This is a genomic window from Pseudomonas bijieensis (assembly GCF_013347965.1).
GTDB classification, from domain to species: Bacteria; Pseudomonadota; Gammaproteobacteria; order Pseudomonadales; family Pseudomonadaceae; genus Aquipseudomonas; species Aquipseudomonas bijieensis.
In genome coordinates, this window is record NZ_CP048810.1 from 691,330 (window position 1) to 706,975 (window position 15,646).

At 53.6% G+C, this 15,646-nt stretch carries 13 protein-coding genes; 7 read left to right on the plus strand and 6 right to left on the minus strand.

Annotated elements, in window-relative coordinates; all coding sequences use genetic code 11:
• Positions 1–259: 259 nt before the first annotated feature.
• Positions 260–1,060, plus strand: a complete 801-nt coding sequence (locus tag GN234_RS02900) for an IclR family transcriptional regulator (RefSeq protein ID WP_176687816.1) — start codon at positions 260–262, stop codon at positions 1,058–1,060.
• Between the two features lie 263 nt (positions 1,061–1,323).
• Here the strand turns inward: GN234_RS02900 and GN234_RS02905 are convergent, their stop codons facing one another.
• Together GN234_RS02905 and GN234_RS02910 are read right to left on the minus strand one after the other, a co-directional pair.
• A complete protein-coding gene (locus GN234_RS02905; protein ID WP_218950895.1) occupies positions 1,324–2,301 on the minus strand; it encodes an EthD domain-containing protein in 978 nt (325 codons plus the stop codon).
• A gap of 64 nt (positions 2,302–2,365) precedes the next feature.
• On the minus strand, positions 2,366–3,562 hold the full coding sequence (locus GN234_RS02910; RefSeq protein ID WP_176687818.1) for an MFS transporter: 1,197 nt from the start codon (positions 3,560–3,562) through the stop codon (positions 2,366–2,368).
• Between the two features lie 142 nt (positions 3,563–3,704).
• On the opposite strand from GN234_RS02910, the gene GN234_RS02915 reads away from it, so the two are divergent.
• The 4 genes from GN234_RS02915 (at position 3,705) to GN234_RS02930 (ending at position 9,766) form a co-directional block, all read left to right on the plus strand.
• On the plus strand, positions 3,705–4,628 hold the full coding sequence (locus tag GN234_RS02915) for a LysR family transcriptional regulator (RefSeq protein ID WP_176687819.1): 924 nt from the start codon (positions 3,705–3,707) through the stop codon (positions 4,626–4,628).
• Positions 4,629–5,046: 418 nt separating this feature from the next.
• Positions 5,047–6,006: an MBL fold metallo-hydrolase gene (locus tag GN234_RS02920; protein WP_176687820.1), complete on the plus strand. Its 960-nt coding sequence runs from the start codon at positions 5,047–5,049 to the stop codon at positions 6,004–6,006.
• Positions 6,007–6,718: 712 nt separating this feature from the next.
• Positions 6,719–8,101, plus strand: coding sequence for an MFS transporter (locus tag GN234_RS02925; protein WP_176687821.1), 1,383 nt, complete (start codon positions 6,719–6,721; stop codon positions 8,099–8,101).
• 306 nt (positions 8,102–8,407) lie between these two features.
• Entirely contained in the window at positions 8,408–9,766 is a 1,359-nt protein-coding gene (locus GN234_RS02930) for an OprD family porin (RefSeq protein WP_176687822.1), read from the plus strand.
• 103 nt (positions 9,767–9,869) lie between these two features.
• Here GN234_RS02930 and GN234_RS02935 read toward each other — a convergent pair whose 3' ends face one another.
• From GN234_RS02935 to GN234_RS02945, 3 genes are all read right to left on the minus strand, one after another.
• The gene (locus tag GN234_RS02935) at positions 9,870–10,793 is read right to left on the minus strand and encodes a LysR family transcriptional regulator (RefSeq protein ID WP_176687823.1); all 924 of its coding nucleotides are present in this window, start codon (positions 10,791–10,793) and stop codon (positions 9,870–9,872) included.
• 381 nt (positions 10,794–11,174) lie between these two features.
• Positions 11,175–11,537, minus strand: a complete 363-nt coding sequence (locus GN234_RS02940) for a hypothetical protein (RefSeq protein ID WP_176687824.1) — start codon at positions 11,535–11,537, stop codon at positions 11,175–11,177.
• Positions 11,538–11,653: 116 nt separating this feature from the next.
• Positions 11,654–12,601, minus strand: a complete 948-nt coding sequence (locus tag GN234_RS02945; RefSeq protein WP_176687825.1) for a tyrosine-type recombinase/integrase — start codon at positions 12,599–12,601, stop codon at positions 11,654–11,656.
• 198 nt (positions 12,602–12,799) lie between these two features.
• Here GN234_RS02945 and GN234_RS02950 point away from each other — a divergent pair, with 198 nt between their 5' ends.
• On the plus strand, positions 12,800–13,789 hold the full coding sequence (locus GN234_RS02950) for a DNA-binding protein (protein WP_176687826.1): 990 nt from the start codon (positions 12,800–12,802) through the stop codon (positions 13,787–13,789).
• A 339-nt stretch (positions 13,790–14,128) separates the two neighbouring features.
• On the opposite strand, the gene GN234_RS02955 is transcribed toward GN234_RS02950, so the two are convergent.
• Positions 14,129–15,085 (minus strand): aromatic alcohol reductase, encoded by a 957-nt coding sequence (locus GN234_RS02955; protein ID WP_176687827.1) that lies wholly within the window; start codon positions 15,083–15,085, stop codon positions 14,129–14,131.
• Positions 15,086–15,181: 96 nt separating this feature from the next.
• On the opposite strand from GN234_RS02955, the gene GN234_RS02960 reads away from it, so the two are divergent.
• A complete protein-coding gene (locus GN234_RS02960) occupies positions 15,182–15,640 on the plus strand; it encodes a winged helix-turn-helix transcriptional regulator (protein ID WP_176687828.1) in 459 nt (152 codons plus the stop codon).
• Positions 15,641–15,646: the final 6 nt, after the last annotated feature.

Genomic DNA, 15,646 nt, shown 5'->3' on the forward strand with positions numbered 1-15,646 from the left:
TGGCTGGCAGGAAGCTTGATCCAGGTCTTGATGGTAGGCAACCAACCAGCGCATTTTATGAAAGGGTCAATGCCCTGCCAGAGAATGGGTGCAAACGAGATCAGCAGGAGTGACCGTGGTAGGCAAGAGGCTCAAACACATTCCCTTCTCGGACAAGGGGTTTTCTAGCCTGTACCGGAAGAGGCGCCCAGTTGCCGCCCCGTTTGCTCAACATCAATCTGACGCGCTATAAAGCACGTTTTAGCCCCGAGAAAAATGCATGGGAAATGCGCCAGTCGCTGCCGCCAACAAACAGACCGTAAGATCAGCGGAAGTCGGGTCTGAGATCCTGCGAGCGCTCGCCAAGCTGTCACCATCTACCACGCTTAGTGCTCTGGCCAAGTACATTGATATGCCCGCAGCGAAAACCCACAGGTATCTGCAGGCGCTCATCATAAGCGGGTTTGCAGAGCAGGATGAGCATACGAGCCACTACCGTCTAGGCCGGGAGGCTCTTTACGTTGGGTTGGCCGCATTGAACAGTGTGGACGTCTATCGCAGTGGCGGAGAGGTACTCGTCGGCCTGCGGGACGCCATCGGGGAAACCTGTTTCCTGGCAGTGTGGGGGAGCGAGGGCGCAACGGTGATCAAGGTGGAAGCTGCGCCTCGATCAGTCACCGTGGTCACGCAAATAGGTTCGGTGCTGCCAGTGTTCCGGTCATCTACCGGTTTAGTGTTCGGTGCCTATTTGCGCCAACTCGATTTTCAGTTCTGGCTCGACAAGGATGCAGGCCAAGGCACACCAGGCGGTGCTTTGAGTAGGAAGGATATCGAGGCTCAGTTCGCTGGAATTCGTGATCAGCGTATGTGTTCCATCCGCGGCAAATTCATGCCCGGGATCAATGCGCTGTCCGCGCCCGTTTTCAACGCGTTTGGCGAAATCATCGGTGTTCTGACGGCTGTCGGCTCCGTATCCAGCTTTGGTGCTGAGCTGGACAGTCTACAGGCCCAATTACTTGATCAAGCAGCGAGGAAGCTGAGTGATGACCTAGGATTTCGCGAGAAGGTGACACCCAGCTGAAGCACCTCACACTGAGAGCGCCAGTTCAAGACTGAGCCAGTTTGCATGCTTTTCGCCACCCAGGGCGCGGATGAATACCCGACTCAGCGACTGTATTTACGAATCGTCGTTCCTCCAGTCACCAAGCTTGGGACTGTCAGCGATTGGGTGATTGAGTTAACAACGCCACGCCCTCATCCTGTTGCCGCAAATGCGTGGTTAGCGGCTACAGGCTGAGAGCATGAACTCTGCCGAGGGAAGGGGCTACCTTCCCCCGATGGCGATTAAAGTGACTCTAAACCGCTGAATGGCTGAGGTCGGTCATCAATCGCAGTTGTCTTTTCATGGGTCATTCGGTTCACAATCGTCATGCTAATGGTTGTCCACCATTCGCCGGCGCTGGCATCGATCATTTGTTCCTCATCTCGTAAAATTGCCAGGTAGTCTTCGTTTCGCAAGAAGTCCTCCAGGTCATTGAGGCTTGCAAAATTCAGCAGGCTCACCCCGTCAAATTTACTCGCGTCTGGATGGTAGAACGGCTCACCTGGTTCGGTTGGGCCAAGGCTATGGAGCTGAACATAGCGCCGAATCAGTCCCCCGGTGTGCTGCATGACGACCGCGGCATGTTCGTGCAGCCACCAGTGCTGGAATTGAGCGCGGGTCGTACCAGTTTTTCTTGCATGGAGCTTCACCAGCGTGATTGGGTCGTTATCCGCGATGCTGGGCAGGACGATAAATTGTTTAGCAGGTATTGGCGCAATGTTCCTGAACATTGCATGATCCTCAGGAACGATTTTCTGGCGTATGCGCTCATTCCCGAAAACCAGACCCATGTCGTCCATGCGTTCAAAATGCAGGTAAGCAACGCCGTCCCATGCAGGACGATGATATGGGGGGACATGGCCTACGATTGTTGGCCAGAGCTTTCCTTCGTCATCAACAGGGAAACGATAAGGGGGGGCATTAAAGCTGGTGGGCCCAGGTGCGAAGCGATGTAGCTGGTCATACCTCAGCAGTCGCTCCAGTGACTTGTCATCCGACTCCTCCACATGCGCAAAACGCGGGCCATGTACTTTGCGCCAGTATTCTCCCCAATGCTCGAAGCTTAGGTTCGGATTGCCCTCCAGAGCGTTGTTCGATGGGTCAGCAGAGGGATCCTCAATCACATTTCCGTCGTTATCCAGGCCGAACCCTTGAGCTCGGCTACGTTCATTCAACGGAGTACTGTCGGAACGGGAAAGCAGCGAGAACAGAACGGTCAAAGGTGCCCTGCCGGCCAACTTGGGCTCGATGTACGGGGTACGCAGGAGGCGGTCTTGTCTGGTGTTATGCATAATGCTGTTCCCGTTTCGGTGCGTGGTGAAGATAGGTAATGGCCAACGCGGCAGTGCCAGCGATGGCTGCAAATGTGAACATGCCACGGGCCCCGAAGTGAGTGAATGCTACGGTGCCTAGTGCAGCACCAACCGCCATGCCGGCCATCGCGCCGGCCATCATTAGTCCATTCAACCGGCTGCGTGCCAGCGGATCGAGACCATTGATGATGCTCTGATGGGACACCAAGCCTGCCTGGACACCCAGGTCAAAAAATACTGCGCCTATGCCCAACAACACCAAGCTAGGTGGGAGTACAGCCATGGCGATAAACGACACGATTACCAAACCGCACCCTGCACGGATTGCAATCAGCGGCCCGCGACGATCAGCCAGGCGCCCAAACAAAGGTGCGGCCAAAGCGCCGGCGGCACCGGCTATCCCGAATGAGCCAGCCACACTAGCGCCAAGTTGGAATGGCTCTTCCGCAAGCACGAGTGCCAAGCACGACCAGAACGCTCCGAGGGTCGCCGCCAGCAGGCCCTGAACAATCATGGAGAGCTTCAGCGCCCGGTGTTCACCCCATAATGTCCATAGGCTTGTGAGCAGTTTGGTGTACGGGGTACGCATGGGTGGTGGAGTCGGGGCAAGCGTCACTGCGGTGATAAGGATGACAACCAACATCAATCCTGCAGCAAGAAATTGCATTTCGCGCCAGCCGAGGCTATCAGCCACGAAGCCGCCAAGCGTCCGAGAAAGCAAAATGCCGGTCAACAATCCTGTTGTGACCATCCCGACGGCATGACCGCGTGATTTCTCAGGCGCGAGGTGAGCCGCGACGGGAATAAAGTCTTGGCCGACGCTCCCCAGCAGACCTACCACCATGCAAGAGAGGAGCAGATAATTCAGATTTTGCGCCATGCCTGTTGCGACGAGCGCCAATACCAAAATCATCGATTTAATGATTATCAGCTTGCGCCTCGAAATCACGTCTCCAAGCGGAGCCAGGAGCAGCATACCCAGGGCATAACTGATCTGTGTAAGGGTAGGTACCCAGCCTATCTGTTCTATGGTCGCACCCAGATCGGACTTCACCAATTGGAGGCTCGGCTGGAGATAATAGACGTTCGCTACACCAAGACCTGAACACACCGCGAGCAGAAAAAGCGCGATGTTCAGGGGTAGCTTTGAGGGCGTTGCAGCGTTCATGTTCCTTCCATCAGTAGCTCTAAGTAACGCGCCGAGAGAGGGCGCGTTTCGTGATGTATATACTATTGACGAATTTGCTTTCGATATACCATGCTAGGATCGCAATAGAGTTGACCCTTGGTCGTCAATTGGATTTCAGACAATGAACACATCAGATCCATTCCGAGGTATCTCCATCTTCCTAGAGGTTGTGGATGCAGGGAGCTTCACGGACGCCGCCGAGCGTCTGGACATGAGCAAATCGGGGGTAGCGAAAAGCATCTCAAAGCTGGAGAGCACGCTTGGCACTCGTCTTTTTCACAGAACGACGCGCAGTCTGACATTGACGGATGAGGGCGCTCGATTCAGCGAAGGGTGTCGACGATCATTGAATGAGCTCAAGCAAGCGCAAACTCTATTGTTAGCTCAGCAACAGGAATTGAGTGGACGTTTGCGTGTCACGCTCCCAATGGTGCTGGGAAAGCGTTGGGTGCTTCCCGAGCTTCTTGATATCGCCAAACAGCACCCTGCGCTTGAGCTGGACATCAACCTCACGGATCGATTGGTCGACCTGGTGGAAGAGGGGGTTGATCTTGCAATTCGTATTGGCCCGCTGCACGACAGCGCCACTCTGATTGCGAAGCCTTTGGGTGTACAGCGAGCGGTGTTGTGCGCTGCTCCGGAGTACATTGCAGCGAATGGAGTTCCTGCCTCGCTTGACGATCTCCACTCTCACGCATGCATTACCTTTGGCAGTGGCGGCCAATCAAGGTCGTGGTATTTCCTGGATGAGAACGGACACAGTCACTCCATGGCAATCCGCGGCCGTGTAGGGTTAAACGATAGCGGCGCCATCTTGGTTGCTGCACTCGCGGGCTTCGGTATCGCGTTGATCGCTGATTGGCTTGTCAACGAGTACATCGCTGACGGGAGGCTCTCTGTGGTGTTGCCGGAGGTCAGGACGGTGGGCTTTCCAATTCACGCTGTCTGGCAGCGCAATCAACTGCTGTCGCCAAAGGTTCGGCATGTAGTCGACCTCCTGGCTGCACGGTTTGTACCCGAACAACCTTGGGAGGTTAGGGACTAACCCAGATCGGAGCCATTCCCCATGTCGTGGGGAACCCATATGTTCGACTGAGGAGGGAAGGACTTCACTATTCCCGGTCGAATGAATGAGCCAGCCGAGCAGAATCAGGGCCGCATCGGTTTGTGCCAAGCCAAACCGCAGCCGATCGCATGGCAGAGCCCTCATGCGTCCAGGCGCTTGCGCCATCTAGGCCGCATGGTCTCCGGCTCGAAGCTGTGGGCTAGGATATAGAGGTGCAGCTCGGATCATTGACGACTGGCAGTCAACACTCTTGCGATAGAGACCCTATATATCTCACCAAATTAGCTCTTTAGTATGGATTCAGGACACTAAGCCGGGCCCACTTCCTCGTCATAGTACGTGGCACCGAGGGCCCCTAAGAACAGGTGTGTTCTCAATTATTCTAAGGAGAAAATCCGTGGCAAAAGCCTTTGCTTCTTCAAATGACACTGCTGAAAAAATCGAAACTCTTGAAGTCCTTGCTGAGGGTGTGTATGCCTATACCGCCGAAGGGGATCCGAATGTCGGTGCTTTCGAAGGTGAGGACTTTGTTGTCTGCTTTGATGCGCGCGCCACTCCTGCCTCCGCTAACATCTGGTTGGACGAACTGCGTAAGCACACCGACAAACCGGTCAAATACTTGATTCTGAGCCATTACCATGCTGTCCGCGTATTGGGCGCTAGCGCTTTTAATGCAGAGCATATCCTGGCGAGCACCAATACTGCGAAGCTGATTGAAGAGCGTGGCCAGCAAGATTGGGACAGTGAGTTTGGCCGCATGCCGCGACTGTTCAAGCAGCCCGAAGGAATTCCTGGGCTTACTCGCCCAACTAAAATCACCGACGATTACACAATTGATCTCGGTGGCGATCGCGGCAAACTTGAAGTCAAATTTGTTGGTCGTGGACACACCGCTGGTGATTTGGTTGTGTGGCACGAGAAGAGCAAAACTCTCTTCGCAGGGGACTTGGTTGAAGCAGAGGCCGCTCTGTATACCGGTGATGCTTTCCACTACGACTGGTCAGGAAAAACGTTGGATGCGGTGAAAGCGTACCGGGCTGAATTCTTGCTGGGTGGGCGTGGGCCAGTGGCCAAAACTGTCGCGAACACCGACGCAGCGATTGAGCAAACACGTCACTTCATTCAAAGCATGATTGAAGAAGTAGAGAAAGTGCATAAGCGCGGAGGCTCTTTGAAAGAGGCTTTCGAAGCCACTCATAATAAGCTCAATGCTGAATATGGTCACTGGCCTATCTTCGAGCACTGCCTGCCATTCGACGTCAAAAGGGTTTGGGACGAATGCTCGAAAATTGACTGGCCAGTTATTTGGACAGACAAGTTGGATAAAGAAATCTGGGCAGAGCTGCAGGGCGACTAATTAACTGCTCTCCAGCGCATGTGCCGGCTCGCTTTGCTTATCTGAATCAATAAGTTTTTTGGGCGTCGTGCTAGCAATGAGGGCAGCTCTGTTGCTCTCATTGGTGACTCCTGGAAACTATTGGCTGTGTAATCTTGATGTTTGAGGTGTCTCCAGAGGTTTCGGAGGTTGCTCTCCAATATGCTGGGTAAAGCAGCAGGCATTTTACTGAGATCAACTAGTTGTTGGCTTGAGTAGTGAATGATCTATTAGAAAACGTGCAATGTGTGATTAGAAGTTTCGGAAAAATAGTGACTCGACTGTTTTCTTGAAAAGCTCTAGGCAGTGCATTCGCGACCCGTAGTATTAAACGCCTTCTCAGGGTGTGTATAGGGATATCGATCTATGATCGACAGGATGAGGACGCTTCGCTCCACTCATTGATCCAACGCGCGTTCTGCGGCGGATTTGGAGCGGTAGAGGCGTTGGGCGGGCCTATTGGAGAGGCCTGGGGTGATGAGACGTGCCTGGAGGTGCGTTGAAGGTGCTCAGATCCGAGCGGTTCTGGCATTCGGTGTGGGTGCAGCTTTTCCAAAATGCTGGTCTTCACCGTCCGGCGGCCGTGCACCCTGTATTTCAGCTTCCCTACCCTGAGGGGCAGGCCAACACCCGACCGTCGTAGAAGTGACGACAAATTCTTACGTGGCCTCACAAAAATAATCGGAATGCCATGATGAATAACCAAATTGACGCCTTTCGTGCTGCACTGGATCAACGGCCGCTATCGCGGCATCAGATCCAAACACTTGTACTCCTGGTTCTGTTACTTATCTGTGATGGATACGATGCTCAGTTATTGGGTTTTGTTGTCCCAACTCTTGCCCAAGAGTGGGAAACGCCGAAAGCTGCCTTCGGTATTGTATTCACATGTAACTTGCTTGGACTGACCGTTGGCTCACTTTTGTTGACCCCTTTAGCTGATCGCTTCGGTATCAGAAAAACGCTCCTGACCTGCGTATTACTGTTCTCTGGGCTGACTCTTTTGTCCGCCTGGGCAGACGATATCTATACCCTCGCAGCCATACGCTTTCTTTGCGGGATCGGGATGGGTGGCGCTATGCCAAGCGCTATGGCTTTGATGGCTGATTATTCACCTCCAAGGATGAAGACGTTTTTCGTAACTATGGCTGCTGCAGGTTTTGCATTTGGTGGAGCAGTTGGCGGGTTTATCGCGGCCGGCATCATGCAAACTTACGGCTGGCATAGCATTTTCATCGTCGGCGGTGTAGCGCCTCTACTGTTGATGCCTTTCCTCTATCTCTGGCTACCAGAGTCCCTCTCTAGACTGTTCCGTGCAAAACATCTGTGCGATGCACTAGGAGCTATGCTCGACAAATTCTTGCCGCAGTGGACTCCGCCAGCCCCCGTATCGGATGGGAAACCTCAGAAGGTCACAATCGTTGATCTATTCCGCTATGGCTATCTGAAGCCTACGATTTTCATCTGGGGCTCATGCATTGCCAGCTTCACCGTTTTATATTTCACAGTAAGTTGGCTGCCTACACTTTTGCGAGATACTGGTTTCTCGTCCGGCGCTGCAAGCCTTACCACTTCTGCTTTCCTGGCATCAGGTACGCTTGGAGCTGTCTCGCTTTCATACTTGGCAGACAAGGTAAAGAGCAAGGTTTGGTTGGTAGGTAAGGTTATGGTGATCTGCGGCATCGCTACAGCTGTGGTCGGTCTCGAGCATGGGAACCCCACGCTTACCGTCCTTGCCGTTATGGTGGCTGGCTTCTGCCTCATTGGAGGATCGCTCACCTTAAACGGGGTCATCAGCAACTTTTACCCACCCCATGTCCGCGCAACTGGTGTGGGCTGGGCGCTGGGTGTAGGGCGGCTAGGCGCTATCGCGGGCCCCCTCGTTGGAGCGATGCTGATAGCCATGCACATTCCCTTCGTAGGTGTAATGCTGCTTGCGGCTATACCTGCGGTGCTTTCCGGGATCTTTGCCATGAATATCGCCAGCCCTAAATCAGTGTCATCTGAGAACACAGCGCCTGTTTCCGATACTGTAGAACCGCCTAAAGTTCAAAATAGCCAGCCAAAGTATCCTTAAGGCGAGGTTACTCGACCCTGCACAAGATCGTCCTGCAGCTCCTACGGTGCTGCAGGCATTCTTAGATCTTGGGTCGAAAAATAAATGAATGCGTAGAGCATGGCCGTTACTTAACTAACGTCCAAATCGCTGGGCGCGCCATTAGATTTATAAAATGGGTCTGCTCAGACTCATCGAAATCGAAGTTATTTAGAGTTGCTTGGCGCCGGTAGAGCCGGCGAGCACGGCTGTTCTGAATAAACATATTTAGGATTTTATAGTTCACCCAAGCGTGCTGCTTTGTCTTCCTTACTACAAAAACAATAGATGGGTAAAAAGATGGCATTAAATAAAGCAACCTGTTTCGCACTGCTTTCTGTCTGCTTTTCCGAAGTTCAGGCTGACGAAAAATCTTCTCCTGATTTTTTTGGGGATAGTAAGCTGTCAATTACATCCCGAAACTTCTACTTCAATCGGGATTTCCGACACGGGATGAGCAATGGTGGTGGCACCAATGCCTTCAAAGGGGCAGGGGAGCGCAACGGTTATGCCGAAGAATGGGCGCAGGGATTTATGGCCAATTTCTCCTCAGGGTTCACACCTGGAGCCGTCGGCTTAGGTTTTGATGCTTACAGCTTCTTGGGCTTGAAGTTAGACAGTGGAGGTGGTAGAGCAGGAGTCCGGCTGACACAGTTAGACAGTGATGGTGAACCCCGCGACCACTTCAGTAAATCAGGGGCGGCGTTAAAACTGCGTTATGGTGGTGGCCTGTTCCAATACGGAAACCTCTTTCCAAGCGTTCCGGTATTGTCGGTGAATACAGTCAGGCTCTTCCCTAGTTCGGCTACAGGAACAATGCTCGGATGGGATGTAGAAAAATTGCATCTTGACGCAGCTCATTTTACTGGTCAGGGTGGTGTCGACTCGTCGAATAACGATGATGATTTTACGACGGACTATGGTTTGCCAATCGCAATCAAGTCCGTTAGCTACGTAGGCGCAAAGTATAGCTTTGGAAGCTCATTGAAAGCGTCTGTGTACGCTTCCGAAGCGGAAGATACTTGGAGGCAGTACTACCTCAATGGCAACTACACCCATACTATCGATCCTGCCCAGTCCGTTATCTTTGATGCCAACGTATACCGTACGGTTGATGCTGGTCGCAAACTAGCGAGCGTAATTGACAACACTACCTACTCGTTATCCCTTGCCTACCGGTTCAATGCCCATACGGTTACGCTCGCATATCAAAAGGTTCAGAGCGATGAGCCTATGGACTGGCTGGGATTTGGTACATCTCCAGGTGTCGTTTCGCTGGCCAATGCGATCCAGTATTCGACATTTACCGAGGCTAATGAGCGTTCTTTTCAGATTCGTTATGACATCGATATGGCGCCGTTTGGAATACCAGGTCTTTCGTTCATGACACGGTATGCAAGAGGGGATAACGTCAGCAACCGGGACAGCGACAATACATTTTATACGCGCCGATATGTCTATCCCGAAGGTGACGACGTGCGCCATTGGGAGCGAGATATTGAAGCAAGGTACGTCGTACAATCTGGCCCAGCCAAGGCTCTGTCCGTTCGCGTGAGGCAGGCTACCCACCGAGGATCGGCCGGGTATCGATATGCTGATAACAACGAAGTTCGTGTAATCGTTGACTACCCAATATCGATCTTCTAATGATCAGGGCAGCGGCCGTGTTAGGCGTGCTGCTAGAGAAATCATGCGTCCCTGGAGTTAGAGCGAACGGACGGTCTCGTCGTGCCCGGGCCCTCTAGCCAAATCAAAGGCTCTCCCAATAAGGCGGAGAGCCGATTTTCTCGATGAGAAAGTTTGATACCTCACGCACTTTCCTTGAACGAAGCCTATTCTCTGGAGAAAGGATTTGTACCTGCATCTGTTCGGCAGAAGCAGAAACATCCCAGTCGGTGAGTAGCTTAAGAAGGCGACCCTCTCGAAAGCTCAACGGATCGAAAAGCCAGCTTGGGAATAGGACGAGGCCCTGACCTGCCATGGCAGCCGCAACCAAAACCTCGGCGTTATTGCTTCTGAGTGGCCCGCTCACCTCCAACATTTTGAAAGTCTCCTCGGGAGGGCGTTTGCAGTACCAGCGTTGTGCGCCCTGGTCACCCTTGTAGAGCAGGCATGCGTGATCACTTAGATCACCGGGAGAAAGGGGCTTGCCGTGTGTTTCGAGGTAGGCGGGACTGGCGGCAAGTACGTAGCGTTGACCACTGACAGTGCGCCCGATCAAACCTGAATCGATGACATGGCCCACCCGGATGGTGATGTCAGCTCCCTCCTGGACAGGGTCAATGAGAGCGTCCGTGAGAGTGAGCTCCACCTCCAGTTCAGGGTATTCCTTCTGCAGGCACACTATAAGCGGGGCTACGTGACGCCGACCCAGTGCGACGGGCGCATTAATCCTGATGAGCCCCTTCAATCCGACGTCTGCCTGCGCCAGGTCTTCCGCTGCAGCATCGAGTAGCCCAACGGCTTCCTTCACCTGCAGGTAAAAACGCTCTCCATCCTCAGTGAGTTTCACCGCCCTGGTGCTCCGGTAGAACAACTGGCGCCCCAGCTCTTCTTCTAAGGCCGCGATGAATCGAGAAACTGACGATGCCGGCACTTCAAAATGCCTGGCTGTAGCGAGGAAGCTCCCAGTCGTTGCAACCATGAGAAAGTAGCGTAGGGCTTTAATTTGCATGGGGTGCCTGCACAGGTTTTGAATGCAAAAATGCGATAAAAGCAATTATGTCATTATCATTATGGCCTATATAGCATCGATTTATGGGGTGCTGGCCTCTGAGTCCCTGCCTAGAGCGGCAAGGTGCATTACCGACTTAGCGGAAGAGTAAATCTGCGTATGCGAGTCTGCCCTGGTGTCCCAGAGCGACTGCCTAAGGCTTTTTCAGTTATGAAAACTCTCGCAGGCCGATCATGCAGGTATTGCAATGAGATGGGGCTCTATACGCAGATGCCTAGGTCTGTGCCCTTCACTGGGCGACGTTTCGAAGGCTGATCCACCTGCGACAAGCGCGGATTGATCATCACTGACCATCTCGCATACCAGCACGCGAACGCTTAATCATGCATCGGGGTGGATGTACCGGATGGTGATACGTACATTCGCCCAATCCTTCCTCATCTCATTCAGCACTTCGTGGCGCGCGTTGTTGAGATGCCACCGGACATCGCTCCTGGGTTGGTGGGCGATTATCTTTTTGAGATTCAACTCGCCTGCCTCAATTGCTTTTGCAAAGACTGGGATCTCAAGATTGTTGGCCAATATCTGAGTTTGAAGCTCTCCCAGAGCTGTGGCACCAAGGCGCCGAATGCTTTCGTTGGTGGTCGCATACTCTGGATCATATTTCAGTAGTTCCGCCTCGCGAGCATACGAAACGAGAAACCACATCCTTTGATCGTAAGCCTTCAACAATTCACGAAGCATTTTACGGTTTTCAGTCGCGAGCCTCACTATGCAACCTCCTCAGGCAACCACTAGATCGAGGCAAAAGAGTTTACTGGCGTGAGGGCGATCACGACCACGTGATTGTTTTCTGGTGATCACCCTTCAAGCTTTCTGATAAGCCCACCAAATTGTTGCGCAGGCTCAACATAGCGTAGCGCGGACTTCATATCGCTCCAGCCAACGTACTCCATAAGCGTTTTGATGTCCCAGCCTGAGCTCGCGGCCCAAGTGGCAAATCCACGTCGGATTGAATGAGCACTGTAGATTTCCGACGGTAAGCCGCACCTTCCCAGTGTGTCACGAAGCAGGGGAATAAGACTATGGGCCGCAATCGGGCGATCACTGATGTTGCCCCAGCGATCAATCGCTCTGAAGACACCGCCGCGGTTTAAGCCGGCTGCTTCAATCCAGGTCAGATATGCTTCGACCGGGCACAGTCTGCTCAACGATGGTGTCTTGTACTCACGCCCGATGTTCTGCCGGTCTCCTTTAGTCGATCCCAGGTAAAACCGGATCCCGACGTAGCGCTCGGCATGGGTATTCTCGATCGTGAGTCTGGCTAGCTCATCTCCGCGAAAGCCCCTCCAAAAACCAATAGTCAGCAGGGCGATGTCCCGCGTCCCCTTCAGAAGTGCGGCCATGTTGCCGACGGCTCTTGCCTGAGCAACTTCATTCTCCAGGTGCGCTACCGCTTTTTCGAGGTGCAGTAGCGCCAGAGGAGCTGCTTGCTTCTGTTGCACGGGGTGTACCGCCCGAATGCCCTTCAGCAACTGCCTGACCTTAGGGGCTTTGGTGGGGTCGGGGAAGCCGTTGCTTTGGTGCCAGTTGGCAAGCGCGGCTAAGCGTTGCTTAAGAGTGCTGAGCGCTAGCTGGTCTGCGTACTCAGCGATGTACCGTACCACCGACTCAGTGGTGGTGGGGAGATAGCCGCCCCACGCCACCTCGAAGTGGCTTAGGGCAGCGGCATAGCTCTTCGATGTGTTCTCTCGCACGCTCGCTTCTAGATAGCGATCGGCTTTGCTGGGCACCTCGACCACACACATTCCCCACTCGAGCCCTTGGTGGCCCGTCTCTGCCGTTTGTTACCTTGACAAGCCATTTTACGCCCGACCGTTCGCCTGGCAAGCCATAACCCTCGATTATCTCTTGCCAGTTGTCGGCAAATTCTCAGCAAGGTTTAACATTTTCGTATTATGTAATCGCATGACATGTGACATGACACGAAATAGTCTGGAGGGCGTATGGCGCGAGGCGGCGTTAACCTAGCGGTGGTGCAAAAGGCGCGAAACAGCCTGCTAATGCGCGGTGTGTATCCCAGCATTGATGCAGTCCGGGTGGAGATAGGAAATACCGGGTCAAAGACCACGATCGCGCGGTATCTAAAGCAGCTGGAATCACCAGGATCAGAAGCGAACCCTCGTGAACGCATGAGCGGCGCGCTACGCGGGGTTGTCGAAAGCTTGTTGGATCAAGTCCAGGAGGAGGGCAGTCAGGCCTTTCTTGAAGCACGAGCAGAGTTCGAGCACGAGCGTAAGCTCTTGGTCTCCCGAGCCGAGGCACTTGAGAGCGAGCTCGATGAACTCAAGCTCCGTTTCAACGCGCAAGGGCATATCTTGGCTACTCAGACTGAAGAGCTCAAGACCGCCCAGTCCACACTGCAGACTGAGATCACGCGCAACGCCAGGCTCACCCAGAGCAACAGTGATCTCGAAGTCCGGATTCAAGAGAAGGATGGGCAGATCCAGTCTCTGGAGCAAAAGCATACGCATGCCCGGGAGGCCCTCGAACACTACCGTTCTTCGATCAAGGAACAGCGAGACCAAGATCTGAACCGCCACGAGTCCCAGGTCTATCAAATGCAGCAGGAGCTGACCGTCATTCAGCAGGCGCTCATGGTCAAGCAGGAGGAGATCACGCGATTGATCCGGGATAACGAGCGCTTCATTGCCGAAAATCGCCAGCATGCCAGGGACGCCTCGCAATATCGTGAGGCTGTCGAAACCCTGCGGGGTGAGTTGAGCATTGCCAATGCTGCTACTGCGCGTGCGGAAGGTGCGAAGGAACTGCTCGCTCAACAGTTGGAAGCAAAGGCTAAAGAGGCTGGTGAGTCTCAGTCGAAAATCGCAGCCGCGAAGCTAAGGGAGGTGGATCTGGCACACAAACTCACCACCGCAGAGGCTGAGCTGATGGCTTTGCGCGTATCGAGTGAGGCGGATGGCTCGCAGGCGTAATCCAGAGAACCTTGAACCCATTAGCACATCGCGGAGTACATTTGTACTTCTTTCAGAATTCGCAGCTCGCGATCCGAGCCAGGTAGTCCCCATGCGAACCAACGCCTGCCATACCCTCTAACGTCAGGCTTACCAGTATCTGTATAGCCGAAGCCAGCTCGCTCAAAGTAAGCGTCTGACGAACACGCATTCAAAAATCCACGATCATGGCAAGCGTTTGATTAAAGCGCTGTGGTTTGCAATCCGCGCTGAGAAAACTCAATAGCTGGTGGCTTTGGAGCACCTGAGACCTCGCAGCGATTCAGTAGGTCAACTCCCTGCGCGGAAACGCTCGTTTGGCTACTGCACTAGCGCTGAAGAGGTTGCCAGATTTGCCCGGGCCCACTCCTCAGCGGTCGTGACCTGAATCGATTGCTGCGCGTTGAAGGTGCCTGCTTTAGGCCAGGCCACACCTCTGCCCTGAGCGAAAACAGCGCGGTACTTCTTGATGTGATGCGTTGGGTCTTTATCCAATTCTTGGAGCAAGTACGGAACAGTCCATACGTTACGTTTGAACGGGCGGCCCAGTGCACGTTCGAGGAGGCTCGCAACCTCTCCGTATGTCACAGTGTCTCCCGAGAGGTACACAATCTGATTGCGGAAGCGAGGTTCAAAGAAAACGATTTCCGCTGTCAACGCACCGATGTCGTCTGGAGTCGTAAGCGTCACGCTGGTCTCAAGACTGCCTAGTGCGTTCACGGTATCGTTTTCCAAGTCCACAACCTCGAATACAGGCTCGAACAGAAAGCTGGTGAACATACCCGTCGAGATGATTACCCATTCAGTTTTATCCTGGGCACGAAGCAATTCGCGAACATCAAGCTGAGCATCGAACAGATCCTGAGGACTGCCCCGACCGATTACCTCGAAGTCGACACCAAACTGCCACGGGAAGTAGCGCTTCACACCGGACTTCAGAGCAGCGGTAGCCAGTTTCATAGGGGTTTCCCGGCCTGCAACCATGCCTGCACAGCCTATTACGGTATCGAAACGTGCGAATACTTCAGCCAGCTGATCGATTGAGTCATTCACGAGGTCTGCGGCCACCATCTGGATGCCGAGGCCCCGAAGCTCATCGATTTCGACCTTTTTCTCGGGCACCTCAGTGTTGATGGTCGAATCCCTGAGCAGCACGCTGATTGTGGAACCGGGCGCGCGCTTTGCTACTCGCGCAAGATTACGCAAAACCGGTAGCCCAAGCTCACCGGCGCCTAGAACGAGAATAGATTGGGGGGGAAACTGGGTCACTTCGGTCATGATTTCTCCTGAGATCTGTTGCCTGTAAGATGAACAAATGCTTGCATGATTTGCCAACGCTCGTAAGAAGGCACACCTGTGATACCAGAGAATGAAATGACCAATCAGGCTGTTCTCAGCCAGGCAGAGACAATCTGCCGGACGCTTAGAGAAGATGATGATGGCGTCAGGCGGGAGGTGCTTGCTCACGCAGGGAGCCGCTGGTCGTTAGGAATCCTGCATGCCTTGGGGGTGTACGGGAGGATGCGCCATGCCGAAATAAAAAGGCAGATGACTGGTGTGACTCAGCGGATGCTGACGAAAACGCTCCGCTCTATGGAGCGGGATGGCCTGGTAGCTCGGCGAGAATATGGTGAAATTCCCCCACGCGTTGAGTACGAGCTGACGCCGCTGGGGATGGAGCTGTTGATCCGCATGTCTCCTATCTGGACTTGGGTTGTCGAAAACGTTGAGGATTTCCGCAAGGCCCGACGCATTTTCGACAGCCAGGACGGCAAGCAACCCGCATGGCAAACACCCACATCGACACCATTAGATTTAGAAGCGTCTGACTAATGGCTA